The organism is Actinomadura rugatobispora (assembly GCF_055379765.1).
The window spans coordinates 9,362,230-9,379,642 of sequence record NZ_AP029191.1 but is presented as its reverse complement, the minus strand read 5'-3'; the positions used below and the strand labels follow the sequence as shown (position 1 = coordinate 9,379,642).

The 17,413-nt window shown below is 72.8% G+C and carries 18 protein-coding genes and 1 pseudogene; 6 read left to right on the top strand and 13 right to left on the bottom strand.

Annotated elements, in window-relative coordinates; genetic code table 11:
* Positions 1 to 150: 150 nt before the first annotated feature.
* Positions 151 to 1,617 (top strand): cytochrome bc1 complex cytochrome b subunit, encoded by a 1,467-nt coding sequence (qcrB, locus tag ACZ466_RS42245; protein WP_464044046.1) that lies wholly within the window; start codon positions 151 to 153, stop codon positions 1,615 to 1,617.
* 16 nt (positions 1,618 to 1,633) lie between these two features.
* On the opposite strand, the gene ACZ466_RS42240 is transcribed toward qcrB, so the two are convergent.
* A complete protein-coding gene (locus ACZ466_RS42240; protein WP_464041898.1) occupies positions 1,634 to 2,257 on the bottom strand; it encodes an SDR family NAD(P)-dependent oxidoreductase in 624 nt (207 codons plus the stop codon).
* A 304-nt stretch (positions 2,258 to 2,561) separates the two neighbouring features.
* Between ACZ466_RS42240 and ACZ466_RS42235 the strand changes: the two genes are divergently transcribed.
* Positions 2,562 to 3,284 carry a DUF2625 family protein gene (locus ACZ466_RS42235; protein WP_378293113.1) on the top strand — a complete coding sequence of 241 codons (723 nt, stop codon included), beginning with the start codon at positions 2,562 to 2,564 and terminating at the stop codon, positions 3,282 to 3,284.
* Between the two features lie 480 nt (positions 3,285 to 3,764).
* Here ACZ466_RS42235 and ACZ466_RS42230 read toward each other — a convergent pair whose 3' ends face one another.
* Positions 3,765 to 3,875, bottom strand: a complete 111-nt coding sequence (locus ACZ466_RS42230; RefSeq protein WP_378293115.1) for an epoxide hydrolase N-terminal domain-containing protein — start codon at positions 3,873 to 3,875, stop codon at positions 3,765 to 3,767.
* Positions 3,872 to 4,267 (bottom strand): hypothetical protein, encoded by a 396-nt coding sequence (locus tag ACZ466_RS42225; RefSeq protein WP_378293117.1) that lies wholly within the window; start codon positions 4,265 to 4,267, stop codon positions 3,872 to 3,874. Before ACZ466_RS42225 ends, ACZ466_RS42230 begins: the two co-directional genes overlap by 4 nt.
* Positions 4,268 to 4,378: 111 nt before the next feature.
* On the opposite strand from ACZ466_RS42225, the gene ACZ466_RS42220 reads away from it, so the two are divergent.
* Complete coding sequence (locus ACZ466_RS42220; RefSeq protein ID WP_378293119.1) at positions 4,379 to 5,374, top strand: TIGR03621 family F420-dependent LLM class oxidoreductase; 996 nt, start codon at positions 4,379 to 4,381, stop codon at positions 5,372 to 5,374.
* 131 nt (positions 5,375 to 5,505) lie between these two features.
* Here ACZ466_RS42220 and ACZ466_RS42215 read toward each other — a convergent pair whose 3' ends face one another.
* Positions 5,506 to 6,468: an AraC family transcriptional regulator gene (locus tag ACZ466_RS42215; protein ID WP_378293121.1), complete on the bottom strand. Its 963-nt coding sequence runs from the start codon at positions 6,466 to 6,468 to the stop codon at positions 5,506 to 5,508.
* A gap of 89 nt (positions 6,469 to 6,557) precedes the next feature.
* Here ACZ466_RS42215 and ACZ466_RS42210 point away from each other — a divergent pair, with 89 nt between their 5' ends.
* Entirely contained in the window at positions 6,558 to 7,604 is a 1,047-nt protein-coding gene (locus tag ACZ466_RS42210) for a saccharopine dehydrogenase NADP-binding domain-containing protein (protein ID WP_378293123.1), read from the top strand.
* Positions 7,605 to 7,758: 154 nt separating this feature from the next.
* Here ACZ466_RS42210 and ACZ466_RS42205 read toward each other — a convergent pair whose 3' ends face one another.
* Positions 7,759 to 8,568, bottom strand: a complete 810-nt coding sequence (locus ACZ466_RS42205; protein ID WP_378293125.1) for an SAM-dependent methyltransferase — start codon at positions 8,566 to 8,568, stop codon at positions 7,759 to 7,761.
* 277 nt (positions 8,569 to 8,845) lie between these two features.
* Between ACZ466_RS42205 and ACZ466_RS42200 the strand changes: the two genes are divergently transcribed.
* Positions 8,846 to 9,742 carry a hypothetical protein gene (locus ACZ466_RS42200; protein WP_378293127.1) on the top strand — a complete coding sequence of 299 codons (897 nt, stop codon included), beginning with the start codon at positions 8,846 to 8,848 and terminating at the stop codon, positions 9,740 to 9,742.
* Here the strand turns inward: ACZ466_RS42200 and ACZ466_RS42195 are convergent.
* The 8 genes and pseudogenes from ACZ466_RS42195 to ACZ466_RS42160 form a co-directional block, all read right to left on the bottom strand.
* On the bottom strand, positions 9,732 to 10,421 hold the full coding sequence (locus tag ACZ466_RS42195) for a cutinase family protein (RefSeq protein ID WP_378293129.1): 690 nt from the start codon (positions 10,419 to 10,421) through the stop codon (positions 9,732 to 9,734). The two genes, ACZ466_RS42200 and ACZ466_RS42195, sit on opposite strands and share 11 nt — an antisense overlap.
* A 158-nt stretch (positions 10,422 to 10,579) precedes the next feature.
* The gene (gene mnhG, locus ACZ466_RS42190) at positions 10,580 to 10,921 is read right to left on the bottom strand and encodes a monovalent cation/H(+) antiporter subunit G (protein ID WP_378293131.1); all 342 of its coding nucleotides are present in this window, start codon (positions 10,919 to 10,921) and stop codon (positions 10,580 to 10,582) included.
* A complete protein-coding gene (locus ACZ466_RS42185) occupies positions 10,918 to 11,196 on the bottom strand; it encodes a monovalent cation/H+ antiporter complex subunit F (RefSeq protein WP_378293133.1) in 279 nt (92 codons plus the stop codon). Before ACZ466_RS42185 ends, mnhG begins: the two co-directional genes overlap by 4 nt.
* Complete coding sequence (locus ACZ466_RS42180) at positions 11,193 to 11,750, bottom strand: Na+/H+ antiporter subunit E (RefSeq protein WP_378293135.1); 558 nt, start codon at positions 11,748 to 11,750, stop codon at positions 11,193 to 11,195. Before ACZ466_RS42180 ends, ACZ466_RS42185 begins: the two co-directional genes overlap by 4 nt.
* Positions 11,747 to 13,291, bottom strand: a complete 1,545-nt coding sequence (locus tag ACZ466_RS42175; protein WP_378293137.1) for a Na+/H+ antiporter subunit D — start codon at positions 13,289 to 13,291, stop codon at positions 11,747 to 11,749. Before ACZ466_RS42175 ends, ACZ466_RS42180 begins: the two co-directional genes overlap by 4 nt.
* Complete coding sequence (locus ACZ466_RS42170) at positions 13,288 to 14,451, bottom strand: Na(+)/H(+) antiporter subunit C (protein WP_464044045.1); 1,164 nt, start codon at positions 14,449 to 14,451, stop codon at positions 13,288 to 13,290. Before ACZ466_RS42170 ends, ACZ466_RS42175 begins: the two co-directional genes overlap by 4 nt.
* A complete protein-coding gene (mbhE, locus tag ACZ466_RS42165; RefSeq protein ID WP_464041897.1) occupies positions 14,448 to 16,688 on the bottom strand; it encodes a hydrogen gas-evolving membrane-bound hydrogenase subunit E in 2,241 nt (746 codons plus the stop codon). The genes ACZ466_RS42170 and mbhE overlap by 4 nt, the downstream gene beginning before the upstream one ends.
* Positions 16,689 to 16,770: 82 nt before the next feature.
* A pseudogene (locus tag ACZ466_RS42160) lies at positions 16,771 to 17,058 on the bottom strand (proton-conducting transporter transmembrane domain-containing protein); the annotation flags it as partial.
* On the opposite strand from ACZ466_RS42160, the gene ACZ466_RS42155 reads away from it, so the two are divergent.
* Positions 17,048 to 17,290, top strand: a complete 243-nt coding sequence (locus ACZ466_RS42155) for a hypothetical protein (protein WP_464041896.1) — start codon at positions 17,048 to 17,050, stop codon at positions 17,288 to 17,290. The pseudogene ACZ466_RS42160 and the gene ACZ466_RS42155 overlap by 11 nt on opposite strands.
* Positions 17,291 to 17,413 lie beyond the last annotated feature (123 nt).

Genomic DNA, 17,413 nt, shown 5'->3' with positions numbered 1-17,413 from the left:
CGAACGGAAGATCGGCGAGGTTCGGACCGGTGCGGCGCCGGGGGCGGGCCCGGCCGGATTCGGCCACGACCCCTTGTAGTACTACATGCTGTCGTACTACGGTCGGTCGTAGTGATCGACGACCGACCGGAGGCGGGCGCGATGGCGGGCATGACCGGTGCGGCGAACGCCCTCGACACCAGGCTCGGCGTCGCCGGCTTCGCACGCCGCGCGGCCCGCAAGGTCTTCCCTGACCACTGGTCCTTCCTCTTGGGCGAGATCGCGCTCTACTCCTTCGCGGTGCTGCTGCTGTCGGGCGTCTTCCTCACCCTGTTCTTCAAGCCGAGCATGGCCGAGGTCGTCTACGACGGCTCCTACGCGCCGCTGCGCGGGATAGAGATGAGCGAGGCGTACGCCTCCACGCTGCACATCAGCCTGGAGGTGCGCGGCGGCCTGCTGGTGCGGCAGATCCACCACTGGGCGGCGATCGTCTTCGTCGCCGCGATCATGGCGCACATGCTCCGGGTGTTCTTCACCGGAGCGTTCCGCAAACCGCGGGAGCTGAACTGGCTGCTCGGCTTCACCCTGTTCACGCTGGCCCTGGTCAACGGCTTCACCGGCTACTCACTGCCCGACGACCTGCTGTCGGGCACCGGGCTGCGGCTGGTGCTGGGCGCCGTGCAGTCGCTGCCGCTGGTCGGCTCGTACGCGGGCTTCCTGCTCCTGGGCGGCGAGTTCCCCGGCACGGACCTGGTGCCGCGCCTGTACATCCTGCACGTGCTGGTCGTCCCCGGGCTGATGCTCGCGCTGGTCCCCGTGCACGCGATCGTGCTGCCGTGGGTGCAGAAGCACACCGACCACCGGCGCGGCCTCAGCACGGAGAAGACCGTGGAGGGCAAACCGTTCTACCCGGTCTTCATGGCCAAGACCGCCGCGTTCTTCCTGTTCGTCGCGGGCGTGACCGCGCTGCTGGCCACGATCGCCCAGGTCAACCCGATCTGGCTGTACGGGCCGTACTCCCCCACCGCGATCAGCGCCGGCTCCCAGCCCGACTGGTACCTGGCCTTCGGCGACGGGGCGCTGCGGCTGATGCCCGGCTGGGACGTCACCGTCGCCGGGCACACCCTCGCGTTCGGCGTCATCGTCCCGCTGCTGGTCGTCACCGCCTTCATGACGGCGCTCGCGCTGTACCCGTTCATCGAGCGGCGGCTGACGGGCGACCGGGCGGTGCACCACGTCCTGGACCGCCCGCGCGACGCCGCCACCCGCACCGGAGCGGGCGCGGCGGGGATCGCCTTCTACGGCGTGCTGTGGGCCGCGGCGGGCAACGACATCATCGCCGAGCGGTTCCACCTGTCGCTGTTCGCGACCACCTGGTTCTTCCGCGCGGCGCTGTTCGTCGGGCCGGTCGTCGCGTTCGCGGTGACCCGCCGCGTCTGCCTGGGGCTGCGCCGCCGCGACATGCTCCTCCTCAAGCACGGGGTCGAGACCGGCATCATCGTCCGGCGCCCGTCCGGCGGGTACGTCGAACGCACCCGCCCGGTGCCCGAGGAGACCAGGATCAGGCTCGGCGCCCTCGAACTGGAGACGGCGCGGGAGGCGGCCGAGGATCCACAGGGCATCGCGGGCCCGCGCTGAGCCGGCCCCGCCCGCGTCAGGCGACGCCCTGCAGCCGCGTGAGCGGCGTCAGGCCGGCCAGGCGGGCGACGTCGCCGGGCGCGACGACCTCGCAGCGGATGCCGTACTCGGCCAGTTCGCGGCCCAGGCACCGGGTGAACTGGACGGCCGTAGCCCCGGACGCCGCCCCGACCGACAGCCGCGGGCGCGGCACCCGGACGGCCGCGTCGGAGGCCACCGTCACGATCGCGCCCGAACGGCGCGGCACCATGCGGCGGGCGACGGCCCGGGAGACCAGGAAGACGCCGGTCGCGTTCACCGCGAAGGTGTCGGCCCAGCCGTCCTCGCACAGCGCGGCGGGAGCGGGGCCGGGACGCAGGATGCCGGCGACGTTGACCAGGACGCCGATCGGGCCCAGGTCGCGCTCGGCGCGCTCGACGGCGTCCTCGACCGCGTCGCCGTCGAAGACGTCGCCGGGGCAGGCGAGGGCGCGGCCCGGTCCGAGCGCGGCGGCCAGCGCCCGGGCGGCGGCCGCGTCCCGGTCCAGGACGGCGACCCGCGCCCCGGCGGCGGCCACCGCGCGGGCGATGTCGGCGCCGGCGCCGCGCGCCGCCCCGGTCACGAGCACGACCGTGCCTGGCGGGGTCCGGGTGCGGTCCATGCGGTTCCTCCACTCGGGGCACGACGGGCCGGCCGTCAACTTAGGAGTACCTAACTTAGGTGACCCTAACTCAATGCGAGCCGGACGTGCCCGTCAAGGTCCCGGCGGGAGTGAGCCTGATCACCCGGACCGCCGGGGAGCCCTTGCGCGGCGCTCCTCCCGGCCGCCGAGTTCCGGGGTTCCCGCTCGCGCGCCCCCGGTGATCTGGCAAGATCGCCCGAATTACCCGTGAACGCCCCGGAGCGCGGAGCCCCGGAGCCCGGCCGCCCGCACCGGCCCGTACCGATGGGAGGACGCACGACCCGTGAGTGATCTCCGCTCGATCGCCGAGCTCAAGGACGTCGCCGATCCCGCCTGGCCCGAGCTGCGGGAGCTGCTGGGCCGCGCGGACGGGCACCAGACGGCCGAGATCCTGCCCGTCGCCCCCGAGGCCGGCGAGAAGGCGCTGCACGGGATCCAGGTCAGCGCCGGGTCGTTCCTGGGCGCGCTGGCCCTGCACACCGGCGGCGTGCTGGTCGACCACGGCTGGGTGCGGGTGCTGGGCGGCGGCTCGCCGGAGCTGGGCCTGCCGAGCCTGGCCGAGGCCAACCCCGCCCTCGCCGAGCGCCGCGGCCCGGCGCCCGCGCTGCTGGTCGGGTACGACGTCCTCGGCGGCCGGTTCGAGATCAACGGCTCCGACCCCGCCCGCGACGGGCGTCCCGGCGAGCCCGGCCAGCTGTGCTACTTCCAGCCCGAGAACCTGGAGTGGAAGCTGCTGGAGACGCCCCAGCGGGTCTTCGGCCACAGCATGTGGCTGCGCTTCCTCATCCTGGGCAACCTCACCGACTTCTACTGGACGCTCCGCTGGCCCGGCTGGCAGGACGACGTCGCCGCCCTCCGCCACGACCAGGGCATGAGCTTCTACCCGCCGCTCCCCACGCTGGACGGCGCGGACGAGATCGCCGCGGCCGACCGCAGGCCGGTACCGGTGAGCGAGCTGTTCTCCCTGTACGAGGAGTACCGCACGGCCGGCATCGGCACCGGCTGACGCCCGCCCTGCGGGACGCCGCGCAGGCGAGGGCCGTCCCGGCGGCCGGCTATCCCCGGCGGAAGGGCCGGAAGAACTCCCGAACGTCGGCGGTGAAGAGGTCCGGGCACTCCAGGGCGGCGAAATACCCGCCGCACGGCAGCTCGCTCCAGTGCACGATGGAGTGAACAGCGTGTTGAGGTGGATCGCGGCCACGCGGTCACCGTCCACGGCCGCGAGCCTGCGCGTGATGGCGTGCCCCCAGTCGCCGCCCTGCGCTCCGCACCGGGTGTAGCCGAGACGGCGCATCAGCTCGGCCCAGGCGCGCGCGATGCGGCCGACGTCCCATCCCGTGCCCGGGGTGGGGCCCGACAGCCCGTACCCGGGGATGTGCGGCAGGACGAGGTGGAAGTTCCGCGGGATCGCCGCCGTGCGAGCGCGGATCGGTGAGCGGCCCGATGACGTCCAGGAACTCCACCACGGACCCCGGCCACCCGTGCGTCAGACCAGGGGAAAGGCGTCCGGCTCGGGAGAACGGACGTGCAGCAGGTGGACGTTCGCACCGTCGATCACCGTGGTGTACTGCGGATGCCGGAAGGGCCGCACGGTCACTCGCCGTCCTCGGGGCGTCGGCCGGCCAGGTCGCGCTCGCGCACCGCCTCGGCCTCGTCGAGGCCCCAGTGGCCGCGGTCGCGCCGCTGCTCGGCCTGCTGCTCGATCCACCGGTTGTGGGTCTCCCAGGCGGTCTGCTTGCTGGTGCCCAGGGCCCGGCCGATCTGCGACCACGAGGCGCCCCGCTCACGCGCGGTGCGGACCGCGAGCTGGCGGCCGTAGCGCGCCTTGCGGGCGATCACTTCCCCCAGGGCGATCATCTCCAGGGCCTCGGCGCGGCTGAGCGGCTCGTGGTCGTCGTCCTCCTCGAACAGGTCGCGGGTGCGCAGGTCCTCGTAGCGGGCGAGCGCGGTGCGCAGGGTCAGGGCGGTGTCCAGGTCATCGGGCGACATGTCCCCATCGTTCCGTCAAGACAACCTGACGTCAAGTTTGCCTGACGCCCGCGGAACCTGATGTCGGATTCCCGCCAGCGCGGGCGGGGCGCGTCCCGCGAGGCTGAACGCATGAGTGCATGGAAGGACCGGGCCGCGCGGCCGTTCCGCTTCGGCGTGGTGGCCGAGTCGGCCCGTACGGCTCAGGAGGTGACCCGCCTGGCGGTCCGCGCGGAGGAGCTGGGCTACGCGACGCTGACGCTGCGGGACCACCACCTGACCGAGCCGTTCGGCGACCAGCTCGCCCCGATGATCGCGCTCACCGCCGCCGCCCTGGCCACCCGCGCTCTCCGGGTCGGGACGCTCGTCCTCGCCAACGACCACCGGCACCCGGTCATGCTCGCCAAGGAGGCCGCCACCCTCGACCACGTGTCGGGCGGGCGCTTCGAACTGGGCATCGGGGCGGGCTGGCTGCGCGAGGAGTACGAGCGGGCGGGGATGCCGTTCGACCCGGCCGGTGTGCGGGTCGGCCGCCTGGAGGAGTCGCTGCGGATCCTCCGGGGCCTGCTGCGCGGCGAGAAGACCACGTTCTCCGGGGAGCACTACAGCGTGCGCGACCTGGCGGTCTTCCCGCGCCCGGCACAGGCGCCGCCACTGCTCGTCGGCGCCGGCGCCGGCCGGATGCTGGGCATCGCCGGACGGCACGCCGACATCGCGGGCATCCTCCCCCGCGCCCTGCCCGACGGCACCATCTCCGAAGAGATCTCCGAACGGATGCCGGACACCATCGCGCGCAAGGTCGACCACGTCCGGCGGGCCGCGCAGGAGGCCGGACGGGACGGCGTCGAGCTCAGCATGCTGGTGTCGCCGACGTTCGGCCCCGACCCGCGCGCCGCCGCCGCGCGCACTGCCGTGCTGCGCGGGTGGGGCGCCTCGTCCACCGACCTGGTGCTGGACATGCCGTCACAGTTCGTCGGCCCGCCCGAGCACATCGCCGAGCAGATGACCGCCCGCCGCGAACGCTACGGCTTCACCTACTACGTCGTCCCCGACCGCGCCATGGAACGCTTCGCCCCCGTCATCGATCTGCTCACCTCACCGTCAAAGCCCCGAGACCCGAGACCTTGACAGCGGGCGCTCGGCCACGGCGCGGCGAGGCACCGCCTCCCGCAGCCGGACCATGCCGACCCCGTAGCGGCGGAGCTCCAGGATGTCGATGGTGCCCGGTACCCGCAGCGCCCTTGCGCCCGCCCGAAGCGCTACGAAACGGAGCGCTCCGAATCCGACCGGGACATCGGGGACGGCGCGCTTTCGACGATGCTCGTGGGCGCGGTGCGGTAGCGGCCCGGCGCGATCCCGTACTCGCGCTTGAACGCGTTGGCGAAGGCGTACTCCGAGCCGTACCCCACCTGCCCGGCGACCGCCGCCAGCGGCGCGTCGCCGTCGCGCAGCAGCCGCGCCGCCGTCGTGAGGCGCCACCAGGTGAGGTACGCCAGCGGCGGCCGCCCGACCAGCGCGGTGAAGCGGCGGGCGAACGCGGCCCTCGACAGCCCCGCCGCCCGGCCCAGCTCCTCGACCGTCCACGGGCGGGCGGGGTCGTCGTGCAGGGCCCGCAGCGCCGCGCTGATCTCCGGATCGCCCAGCACCCCGGCCCAGCCCGTTCGCGGCTGCTCCTCGTACCAGGCGCGCAGGATGAACAGCAGGAGCGTGTCGAGCAGCGCGGGCACGACGGCGTCGGTTCCCGGCCCGGGGCGTTCCATCTCGGCGGCCAGCAGGTCGATCGCCCCGCGCAGCGGGGCGCCGCGGCCGAGCCGGGCCGGCAGGTGGATGATCGGCGGCAGCTCGTCCAGCAGCGGGTGCGACCGGGTGCCGTCCATGCGGTACGCGCCGCACAGCATCACCGCCGAGGCGTGCGCCTCCGCCTCCGGATCGGTGGGCCTGATCTCGTTCAGCACGATCGGCTCGGAGGCCGTCAGCGGCGTCGACGGGCTGTCGGCCAGCCCGTGCGCGGAGCCTCGGGCGGCGAAGACCACGTCCCCCACGCCCAGCCGGACCGGCTCGCCCTCCTCCGGGAGCAGCCAGCTCGACCCGGCCAGCATCACGTGGAACCCGGCGGCCGACGAGGCGTGGAACCACGCGCCCCACGGGGCCCGCTCCGCGGTGCGCGACGAGTGCGGCCGGCCGGTGCGCACGGAGGCGATCACGTCGCTGAGCACATCCATACGCGAACGATAGTAACCGAAGACGATCGAGTATCTACAGAAGCGTCTGGATTATTCAGCATCTTCATCGGCCGCCCTAGATTCGAGCCATGAAGATCGTCATCTATGGCGGGCACGGCTACCAGGGCCGGCTCGTCCTCGCCGAACTCGCCCGCCACGACACCGAGATCGTCCTCGCCGGCCGCAATGCCGGACGGCTCGAGGCGGCGGCCGCCGCCGCGTCCCGGAACGGCACCGGCACGGTCACAGCCACCCGCGTCGCCGACAGCGCCGACCACGACGCTCTTGTCGCCGCGTTCCGGGACGCGGACGCGGTCATCAACTGCGCGGGGCCGTTCACCCCGCAGGGCGCGGCCGTCGCGCGCGCCGCCGTCGCCGCCGGCTGTCACTACACCGACACCTCCGGCGAGCAGTTCCACGTCAAGGAGGTCTACGACGCGTGCGCGGCGGACGCCGAACGCGCCGGCGTCAGGGTCACCCCCGCGATGACCGACGGCGGCGTCCCCGGCGACCTCCTCGCCCGGATCCTCGCCGAACACCTCGGCGGCGGCCCTCTTGAGGAGGTCCTCGCCGGGCACCTCGTCACGGGCGCGAGCGGCATGTCGCGCGGCTCGCTGCGCTCCCTGTCCGGCACCGCCGACGTCCTGAGAACGGGCGGGCTCGCCTACGAGAAGGGCGAATGGCGCGGCGACGCCGAGCCCCGCCTCACCGCCATCGACTTCCCCGGGAGGCCCGGCACACCCGTGATCAGGTTCGCCCTCCAGGAGGTCGTCACCGTGCCGCGCCACCTGGACGTGACGCGCGTCCAGGGATTCGCCGAGGCCGGTCTGGCCGAGTTGTTCGCCACCACCGTCTCCGAGGAGGCCATCGCCGCCATGCCCGAGGGGCCCTCGGACGAGGAGCGGCGCGGCGACCACTGGACGATCGTCGTCCAGGCGGTCGCCCAGAACGGCCGCCGTGCCCGAGCCAGCGCCCAAGGGCCCGACACCTACGGCACCACCGGCGTCATCGCCGCCCTGGGAACCCTCCGCATGAACGGTCCCGCCGGGGGGCGCACCCCCGCCGAGGTCCTCGACCCGGCCGGTTTCCTGGACGCTCTGGCGCCCTACGGGATCACCTGGACGGTCGACGGCTAGGCACAGCCCCGGCCTACGGCACGGCGCTCGCCTGGCGGCTCGCCCCTCACCGGGTCTTGGCGAGCGCGGCATCGCTCCGCGATCTGGCCGGTGACGCTCGCCTCCGGCATCGCACCACGGCAAGGCCCGGTAAGGCGGGACTCTGAGCCACGGCCTAGACCTTCCGGGCGACGCCCCCGTACAGGTGGACGTGCGCGTCCGACTCCACGGCGGCGTCGTCGTCCGGACGCCAGTGGTGGACCAGCACGACACCGGGCGGAAGCAGGTCCAGACCGTCGAAGAGGCCCTCCACCTCCGCCTTGTTGCGCGCCTTGAGCGGGATGCCGCACGTGCTGAAGGCCGCCACGCCCCTCGCGACCTGCTCGGGGGCGCTGTCGGCGGTCACCGCCGACAGCGCCAGCACGCTCCCCGCGGGCAGCGGCTCCATCAGCCGGTCGATCACCCTCTTGGCGACGCCGTCGTCCACGACGTACTGCAGGATCGCGATCAGGCTCAGCGCGACCGGCCGGTCGAGATCCAGCGTGTCCCGCAGTTCGGGGGCGGACAGGATGGCCTCCGGGTCGCGGACGTCGGCGTCCAGGCAGGCGACCCTGCCCTCCGGACGGCCCGAGGTCAGCAGCGCCCGCGCGTGCACCAGCACGACCGGGTCGTTGTCGACGTACACGACCCGCGACTCGGGGGCGGCGCCCTGCGCGACCTCGTGGAGGTTGGGCGGTGTCGGCAGGCCCGTCCCGACGTCCAGGAACTGCCGGATCCCCTCCTCCACCGCCAGATGCCGGACCACCCGCCGCATGAACCGCCGGTTCGCCCGCATCGAGTCGCGCAGGCCCGCCCAGCCCCGGCCGATCTCCTCGGCGGCCAGGCGGTCCGCCGGATAGTTCTCCTTGCCTCCCAGCAGGTAGTCGTAGATGCGGGCCGGGTGCGGCCTCCCCGTCCTCAGGTCGGCCGGCTCCTCCGCCACCATCTCCCCCTCACGCCTACACCGATCCTTACCCCACAAGTTAGGCGGGCGGGGCGGGAAGGAGACCGATCTTGCCGACCCCGGCCAAAACCCATGCCGGGTGTGACGAATCGCGTTCGGTTTCCTCGCCCGTATGCCGACGCGGGGGTTACGCGGCGCCGATCCCGTGTCAGCATGGAATCGTCCCGCGGGGACCGGGCAGATGGTAACGCCCTTAGCTGGGAAGAGTCCCAGACACCGCGCCGTCCGCCCCGGCCCCGCGGGCGGTTAACGTGTCGGCATGGGCGGCGGTCATGCGCATTACGTCATCGTGGACGGCAAGGAGCTCGGTGTCTGGTGGCGCCGGCGGGGCGCGCACACCTTGTTCCACGACGTGATGTGGGGTCCGGATCGGACCATCGATTTCATCCGGAGCCAGTCCGGCGGCACTTCCGCCTCGTGGATGAATTCCGTCTGGTGGGAAGGCGTGGCACTGCTCGACCTCCGGCGGCGCCGGATGCTCGTCCATTCCGGGCAGGACGTGGCGGGCCCGCAGCGAGATACCTCCGTCCTCGAAATCCGTGCCTGGCTCCGCGTCGCCCACGCCCTGTGGCCCCGCTGGACGGTCACCTGGGCCGCGCGGGAACTGTTCGAGGTGATGGATTACCTGGGACTCCCCTACGACACCGTCCTCTACCTGGACGAACCGCCCCGGCCGCAGCGCGTCCAATGGGCGCTGCCACCAGCCGAGGACGACGACCTCTCCTGCGTCGCCCTCACCCTGGTCGCAGTGCGGGACGCCTCGGGGCGCCTCTCCTTCTCCGGCCTGTGGTGCGACGGGATGGAGGGACCGCTGCTCGCCGGACCGGAGATCATGCTCGTGCCGCAGGAAGAGTCGGTTCCCTTCGCGGCGCTCGAATCCGTCCCGCGCAACGGCGTGTACATCGATGCCACCACCCGACGGCTCGACTGGTGGTCGCTCGACGCCCCGCACGACCCGCGCACGGCGGCCCGGACCTGGACGGGCTGGACCCTGATCGATCACGGCGACGCGTTCGAGGAGGTCATCGACCTCATCGGCCCCGAGATCCTGCTCCAACCCCCGTCAGGGGAGCGCCGCATCGCACGCTGGTTCGACGAGGACACTCGCGATCCGGCCGACCGCCGGGCCCTGAGAAAGGCGCTGATCACCCCTTGACCTTCTGAACGGCGAACGCGGCCCCGTCCACGGGCATTCCGTTGAAGAAATAGCCGAGGTGGGCGAGGAAATTACCGGTCGTTCCCTGGCAGGCGAAGTCGTCCTTGACGCAGTAATTCTGGATGCGGCTCGCATACACATCGAACACCCCTTTGACACGAGGCGCCGCGGCCTGTTCGGCGGGGTCGAAGTCACCGACGTTGAACGGCTCGCCTGCCGTGAATCCCGGGTCGCCGTACAGCAGCACCGCCGCGATCCTCCCTCCGGCGGCGGCGGAGATCTCCCCGGCCTCCTTCCCGGCACGCCGCCTGTCCGGCGGAACCAGCGCGTCGCCGGTGACGATGGCCCCCTGCGAGTACCCCATCAGCACGTACTTCTGCCCGGGACACTGCTGCGCCTCAGCGTTCAGGAGGTTCACGAGGTTGGTGACGCCGGTGCCGGGACTCCCACCGGAGAAGTCGGCCGGGTAGGTCAGTTCGGTGAACTCGCCGTCGGGGACCTCGGCCAGGATCCGGTCCCCGATCGGCTTCTGCAGCCAGCTTCCGCTCTGGGGTTCGGTCGTTCCGCGCGCGGAGATGACACTGACCGCCTTGCACTCGGCCGCGGCCGCGCCCGGGGCGAGCCCAACGCCCCCGGCGAACGCGAGCGCAGCGGTCAGCCCTGCGGAGATCCAACGCATGTCGTCCGGCTCCTCGACTAGACGGGGTGGTGCGGCATGTGTAATCGCCACCCCCGCCCAACCGCTACACGCCCCTCGACAACTTCCCCCACCCCCGTACGAACCGCCCCACGAGAACAGCACACACCGAACTCGCGGCTCGCTGGACGCCTCCCAGCTCAGGGGGGCGGGGGCCGCTCTTCGAGGGCTTCGGCGAGTTCGTCGACGTGGAGGTGTTCGGGACGGAAGCGGCCGGTGCGGTACGCGGCGCGGCCGATGATGTGGGCGGCGACCGGAACGGTCATGATCTGCAGGAGCGCGACGAGGAGCACCGTGGTGATCACCGCGCTGGTGGGGAACTGGACGCAGAGGGCGGCCAGCACCAGCAGCAGGCCCACCGCCTGCGGCTTGGAGGCGGCGTGCATGCGGGTCAGGAGGTCGGGAAGGCGCAGCATGCCCAGCGCAGCACCGAGCGTGCTGCCCGCCCCGGCCAGAAGGAAGATCGCCGTCACGACGGTCACGTGTCACTCCCCTCGGGCTGCTCCCGCAGAACCAGGAAGCGGGCGATCGACACCGAGCCGACGAAGCCGACCAGGGACAGGGCCAGGAGCGTCGGCAGCGCCCACGAATCGCCGACGGCGATGGCGTGCACGCCGAGTGCGGACATCGTGATGGCGACCAGCACGTCGAGGGCCACCGCCCGGTCGAGCATGGACGGGCCGCGGATCAGCCGGGCCAGGGTGCAGACCGCCGCCAGGAACAGGGCGCCCGTGGCGAGGGCGATGACGATGCTCACGAGACCTCCACGGCGCGGCGGTCGGCGCGGGTGCCGAAGGCCCGTACGACGCGGCGTTCCAGGGCCAGCACGTCGGATCGCGCCTTGGCCACGGCGCGTTCGTCGGAGCCGCCGAGGACGTGCAGGAACAGGGTGGACGTCTCGCGTCGCACGTCGAGCACGAGGGTGCCGGGCACGGCGGACAGTGCGATGGCCGTGACCGTCAGGATCAGGTCGGACCGGGTCCGCAGGGTCACGCCGAGCACCGAGTTGACGATGCCGCGTTCGGCCGTGCCGAACGCCTGCCAGGTCAGCGGCCCCGCGCTGCGCAGCAGGTCCAGCCCGAAACGGGTGGCGAAGCAGGCGAAGCCCCAGGGGTGGAAGCGCAGGCCGGGGTCGATCGGCGGCAGCGGGAACACCACGACCAGCCCGATCGCGAGGAGCAGCCCCGACAGGGCGTTGGCGATCGAGAACCGGTCGCCCATCAGCAGCCAGATCACGGTGAGCCAGATGACCAGCGGGAACTGGATCACCCGGCGGCCGACCCGGACGCTCAAGGGCGGGAGATCGTTCACGGTGCTCCTTCCGGTGCGACGGCGCGCACGTAGTCGCCGGGCTCGGCGAGCTCGGCGGCGGCACGGTCGGTCAGTGCGAACAGCGGCCCGCCGCCGACGGTGTAGGCGAGGCTGAGGACGGCGAGCGCGACGGTGGCGCCGACCATGGCGGCCGGCAGCCGGACGGTCGTGGGCATCTCCGGCTCCTCCTCGGTCTCGTCGGACTCGGGCCGGACGGCCGTCGAGGGCGCCCTCCAGAACACCTGGTTCCACACTTTGACCAGGGCGTACAGGGTGAGCAGGCTGGTCACGACCGCCGCGGCGACCAGGATCAGCGGGAGGACGCCGCCGTCCCGCAGGCCCGCCTGCAGCAGCCCCAGCTTGCCGAGGAAGCCGGACATGGGCGGGATGCCGCCGAGATTCATCGCGGCGACGAAGAACAGGATCCCAACGAAAGGGGCGGTGCGGGCCATCCCGCCCAGGGAGCGCATCGAGGTGCTCCCACCGCGCCTCTCGATCAGCCCGCTGACCAGGAACAGCGTGGTCTGGATGGTGATGTGGTGCAGGGCGTAGAAGACGGTGGCGGCCAATGCGATCACCGATCCCAGCCCCACCCCGAAGATCATGTAGCCGATATGGCCGACCAGCGTGAACGACAGCAGCCGTTTGAGGTCGACCTGCACCATCGCGCCCAGGACCCCGACCAGCATGCTGAGCAGCCCGGCGACCAGCAGTGTGGTGCGCAGGGTGTCGCCGGGGAACAGCAGCGTCTCGGCCCGGATCACGCCGTACACGCCGATCTTGGTGAGCAGTCCGGCGAACACCGCCGTGACGGGCGCGGGCGCGGTCGGGTAGGAGTCGGGCAGCCACATCGAGAGCGGGAACACGGCGGCCTTGATGCCGAACGCGGTGAGCAGCATCAGCTCGGCGAGCAGCGCCACACCGTCCGGCAGGGGGGCGATCCGCACCGCCAGCTGGGCGAGGTTGACCGTGCCGGTCGCCGCGTACAGCACGGCGATCGCGGTGAGGAACAGCATCGACGACAGCAGCGCCACGACGATGTAGATGGTCCCGGCCCTGATCCGCGCGGCCGTCCCGCCCAGGGTGATCAGGACGTAGCTCGCCATCAGCATGATCTCGAAGCCGACGAACAGGTTGAACAGGTCGCCGGCCAGGAACGCGTCGGCCACTCCCGCGGCCAGGAGCAGGTAGGTGGGATGGAACACCGACAGCGGCGTGATCGGTCCCCGCTCGGCCATGTCCTGCCCGATCGCGTACACCATGACGGCGAGGGTGACGGCCGCCGACACCACGAGCATCAGCGCCGAGAGGCGGTCGGCGACCATCGTGATCCCGATCGGCGCGGGCCGCCCGCCGAGCTGCACGGTCAACGGCCCGGAGCGGTCGGCGGCCACCAGCAGCGCGACCGCGATCCCCAGCACGATCGCGAGCACCGTCACGCTGATCGCGCGCTGCAGCATGGGACGGCTCGGCCCGAGCACGATCTTGACGCCCGCCGCCAGCAGCGGAAGCAGCACGGGGAGCGGCACCAGCTGGTTCACCGACCACCCCCCGGCGAGCCCTCATCGTCCCCGCCGTCCTCCGCGGCCGACGGCTCAGCCGAATCCGCATCACCCCCGAGCAAGCCACCCCCAGGCGTCCGGTCAGCAGACGCGGCGTCATCAGCCGCAGGCTCAGCAGGCGTGCGCTCGGCAGGCGTGGGACCAACAACCGTTTGGTCCCCGGACGCTTGACCAGCGGACGTCTGGTCGCCCGACGTTGGGTCACCCGACATTTGATCGCCCGACGTTTGCTCCCCGGGCGTTCGGTCCCCGGACGTTTGGTCCCCGGGCGCTCGGTCGCCCGACGTTTGGTCCCCGGGCGCTCGGTCGCCCGACGTTTGGTCCCCGGGCGCTCGGTCGCCCGACGTTTGCTCCCCGAGCGCTCGGTCGCCCGACGTTTGCTCCCCGGACGTTTGGTCGGCGGACGTGGGGTCAGTGGACGTGGGGTCAGTGGACGTTTGATCGCCGGATGTTTGCTTGCCGGGCGCTGGGTCGGCGGACGTGGGGTCAGTGGGTGGGGTGTTGCTGGGCGGGGTGTTGCTGGGCGGGGTGTTGCTGGGCGGGGTGTTGCTGGGCGGGGTGGGGTTGGGCGGGGTGGGGTTGGGCGGGGTGGGGTTGGGGGGTGATGGGTTCGAGGTGGATGGGTCGGGGTCGGCGGGGTCGTCGAGGGCTCGGCGTTGGCGTTCGGCGTGGATGCCCTCGCGCAGTTCGGCGCGGGCCTGGCGGACCTCGGCGCGGCGGCGGCGGCGCCATTCGCGGAACTCGCGGCGCTGGGCTCGGACCTGGACGCGCAGATCGTGGCGGCCGCGGGTCACGCGGCGGTCCTCGGTGTCGTCGCGGACCTCGTCGTCGCCGCTCAGACGGCCGTCGCGGTAGGCGATGGCCAGGACGAACGCGGCGGAGCCGAGCGCGATCACGATCGCGGTGAGGATCATGGCCTGGGGCAGCGGGTCGGCCATGGGCCGGTGCGCGGACGCTCCGTCGTCCAGGATGGGGGCGCGTCCGGCGGGGCCGCCCGTGGTCAGGATGAGCAGGTTGACGCCGTTGCCGAGCATCAGGAAGCCGACCAGAAGCCGGGTCAGGCTGCGCTCCAGGAGCAGCGAGACTCCGATGGCGATGAGGAGGCCACCGGTGGTGGCCAGGGTGATCGAGGCGGTCATGCGGCGGCCTGCCGGTCGACCTCGGCACCCAGGGCGTTGAGGATGTCGAGGATGAGGCCGAGGACGATCAGGTAGACGCCCACGTCGAACAGCAGCGAGGTCGTCACGTGGAGGTGGCCGAGCAGCGGGAGGTGGAGGTCCCAGGCGGCGCTCTCCAGGATGGCGTCGCCCCAGACGAGGCCGCCGAACGCGGTGCCGGAGGTGATCGTCACGCCCAGGCCCAGGAGCAGGCCCACCTTGACCGGCGCGGCCTCGGCGAGTTCGAACGGGCCGCCGGCCAGGTAGCGGATGGCCAGCGCCAGCCCGGCGACGATGCCGCCGACGAAACCGCCGCCGGGCGCCGAGTGCGCGGTGAACAGCAGGTACAGCGAGAACAGCAGCACGGTGTGGAAGGTGATCCGCGCCACCACCTCCATGACGATGAGGCGGCGTTCTGCGGCGAGGGTGCGGCCCGCGGCCAGCCAGCGCCTCTCGCCGGGCCCGGTGGGCGGGGACGGGCCGTCGCGGCCCAGCGAGGACATGCCGGGCACAGCCCACATCGCCGTGCCGGCACCGGCGTCGGCCGCGCGCGGCGGCGGCGCCACCCGGCGGCGGGCGTAGATCATGCTGGTGACGCCGAGCGCGGCGAGCGCGACCACGGCGCTCTCCCCGAGGGTGTCCCAGGCGCGGATGTCGACCAGGACCATCGCGACGACGTTCGTGCCGCCGGCGTCGAGCGCCGCGTCCGGGTAACCGGTGGAGATGGGCGGGGCGTCGCGGGCCTGGACGGCCAGCAACGTGACGGTGGCGGCGAGCAGGCCGGTGAGGGCGCCGACGGTCACGTGCAGGCGGCGCCGGAACGACGGCGCGGTGCGCGGGAAGTCCTCGGGCAGCCCGCGCAGCACCAGGACGAAGACGATCAGGCTGGCGGTCTCCATCAGGATCTGGGTGAGGGCCAGGTCGGGCGCGCCCTGCAGTGCGAACAGGACGGCGACGCCGTAGCCGGAGGCTCCCGCGATCACCACCGTCTGGGCGCGGGCGCGGGCCCGTACGGCCGCGGCCGCCGCGGCGACGGTGAGGACGGCGGCGGCGACCTGCGGCAGGCCGTCCCAGAGGTGCCAGGCCGCCGGGGTCGGCCAGGGGCTCTCGACGAGCAGGACGACGCCGGTGAGCGACACCGCGGTGAGGAGGATGACCACCAGGTATCCGGGCAGCGACCCCCGCTGCACGAAGCCGGTCACCTGGAGGGCGAAGTCGTTCAGGCCCTGCATGGCCCGGCGGTAGACGGTCTCGGGCTCGAAGAGGGTGAGTTGCCGCTGGAGCCGTGCGACGGATCGTCCGGCGAGGAACAGGAGCGCGCCGACGCCCAGTGACAGCGCGGTGAGCTGCAGCGCCTCGCCGAGGCCGTGCCAGGGGGCGAGGTGGTAGTCGTAGGGGCCGCCCGGGAACGGGGCGGCCTCGCGGGAGAGCGGGGCGTCCATCAAGGACGCCAGCAGGCCCAGCACCACCCCGCCCGCCGCGAGCAGCGCCGGGGGAAGGAGGAAGAGCGGTCCGGGCCTCGTGGCGGGCGTCGGCTCCCCGACACCGGCGAAGGCTCCCCACACGAAGCGCAGGCTGTAGGCGGCGGTGAAGGCCGAGCCGAGGACGAGGAATCCGAGCAGCACGGGCCGTCCGCCGATGAACGCCTCGTAGGCGGCCTCCTTGCCGGCGAAGCCGAGCGTGGCCGGGATTCCGGCCATCGAGGCCGCGGCGGCGATCGCCACGGCGCACAGCCACGGGGCCGTGCGCGCCAGCCCGTTCAGCTCGCGCAGGTCGCGGGTGCCGGTGCAGCGGTCGATGATGCCGACGACCAGGAACAGCGCGGCCTTGAACAGCGCGTGCGCCAGCAGGATGGTGAACCCGGCCAGCGCGGCGACGCGCCCGCCCTCCCCCAGCAGGACGGTCATGAACCCGAGCTGGCTGACCGTGCCGTAGGCGAGCAGCAGCTTGAGGTCGGTCTCGCGCAGCGCCCGCCATCCGGCCAGCACCATCGCGGCGGTGCCGAGGACGAGCACGGCCGGTCTCCACACCGCAGCGCCGGAGAACGCGGGCGAGAGCCGGGCCACCAGGTAGACCCCGGCCTTGACCATGGCCGCGGCGTGCAGCAGGGCGCTGACCGGGGTGGGCGCGGCCATCGCGGCGGGCAGCCACAGCCCGAACGGGACGATCGCCGACTTCGACAGCGCCCCGGCGAGGACGAGCACCAGCGCGACCGACACGGCGGTGCCCTCGGGGGGGACGCTCCAGGAGCTCCGAGAGCCGGTAGGTGCCCGCGGTGCCGCCCAGGATCAGCAGGCCGACCAGCATCGCCAGCCCGCCGGAGGTGGTGATGACGATGGCCTGGGTGGCGGCCCTGCGCGCGGTCGAGCGCTCGGCGTCGTAGCCGATGAGCAGGTAGGAGAAGACCGTGGTCAGCTCCCAGAACACGTAGAGCAGGATCAGGTCGTCGGCCAGGACCAGGCCGAGCATCACGGCGGCGAAGGCGATGAACTCCCCCGCGAAGGCGGGCAGGCCGGGCTCGGAGCCGGTGAAGTAGCGGGCGCAGTAGGCGACAATGAGCGCGCCGACGCCTCCGACGATGAGGGCCATCATCCAGGCGAGCGGGTCGGCGCGCAGGGCGAGGTCGAGCTGCAGGGCGGGGATCCAGGGGAGGGTCTCGGCACGGGGGGCGGCGCCGTGCAGCCAGGGCGGGAGGGCCCAGACGGCGGCGGCCGCGGGCACCGGGGCGAGCAGCAGGAAGGCGTTGCGGCCGACCCGCCGCACCAGCGGCGGGGCCAGCATCGCGGCCGCGCAGTGGACCGCCAACAACACCAGCAACTGATGCCCCAGAGCAATCGATCAACAACTCTCGGTAACCATAGCGACGGGGTCGGACGGTTTTCGCACCGCCCCGCGGCGGCGGCCTCCGCGCACGGACGTCGCACGGCCGGGCGAGTCCGGTTTG

Coding starts and splice junctions, on each gene's coding strand:
- ACZ466_RS42195 (WP_378293129.1), bottom strand. CDS start 10,421: ATGCGTTGGATCTCCGCAGGGCTGACCGCTGCGCTCGCGTTCGCCGGG.
- ACZ466_RS42210 (WP_378293123.1), top strand. CDS start 6,558: ATGAAGATCGTCATCTATGGCGGGCACGGCTACCAGGGCCGGCTCGTC.
- ACZ466_RS42215 (WP_378293121.1), bottom strand. CDS start 6,468: ATGGATGTGCTCAGCGACGTGATCGCCTCCGTGCGCACCGGCCGGCCG.
- ACZ466_RS42225 (WP_378293117.1), bottom strand. CDS start 4,267: ATGTCGCCCGATGACCTGGACACCGCCCTGACCCTGCGCACCGCGCTC.
- ACZ466_RS42155 (WP_464041896.1), top strand. CDS start 17,048: ATGAGGGCCATCATCCAGGCGAGCGGGTCGGCGCGCAGGGCGAGGTCG.
- ACZ466_RS42200 (WP_378293127.1), top strand. CDS start 8,846: ATGGGCGGCGGTCATGCGCATTACGTCATCGTGGACGGCAAGGAGCTC.
- ACZ466_RS42170 (WP_464044045.1), bottom strand. CDS start 14,451: ATGACCGCCTCGATCACCCTGGCCACCACCGGTGGCCTCCTCATCGCC.
- qcrB (WP_464044046.1), top strand. CDS start 151: ATGACCGGTGCGGCGAACGCCCTCGACACCAGGCTCGGCGTCGCCGGC.
- ACZ466_RS42205 (WP_378293125.1), bottom strand. CDS start 8,568: ATGGTGGCGGAGGAGCCGGCCGACCTGAGGACGGGGAGGCCGCACCCG.
- ACZ466_RS42220 (WP_378293119.1), top strand. CDS start 4,379: ATGAGTGCATGGAAGGACCGGGCCGCGCGGCCGTTCCGCTTCGGCGTG.
- ACZ466_RS42240 (WP_464041898.1), bottom strand. CDS start 2,257: ATGGACCGCACCCGGACCCCGCCAGGCACGGTCGTGCTCGTGACCGGG.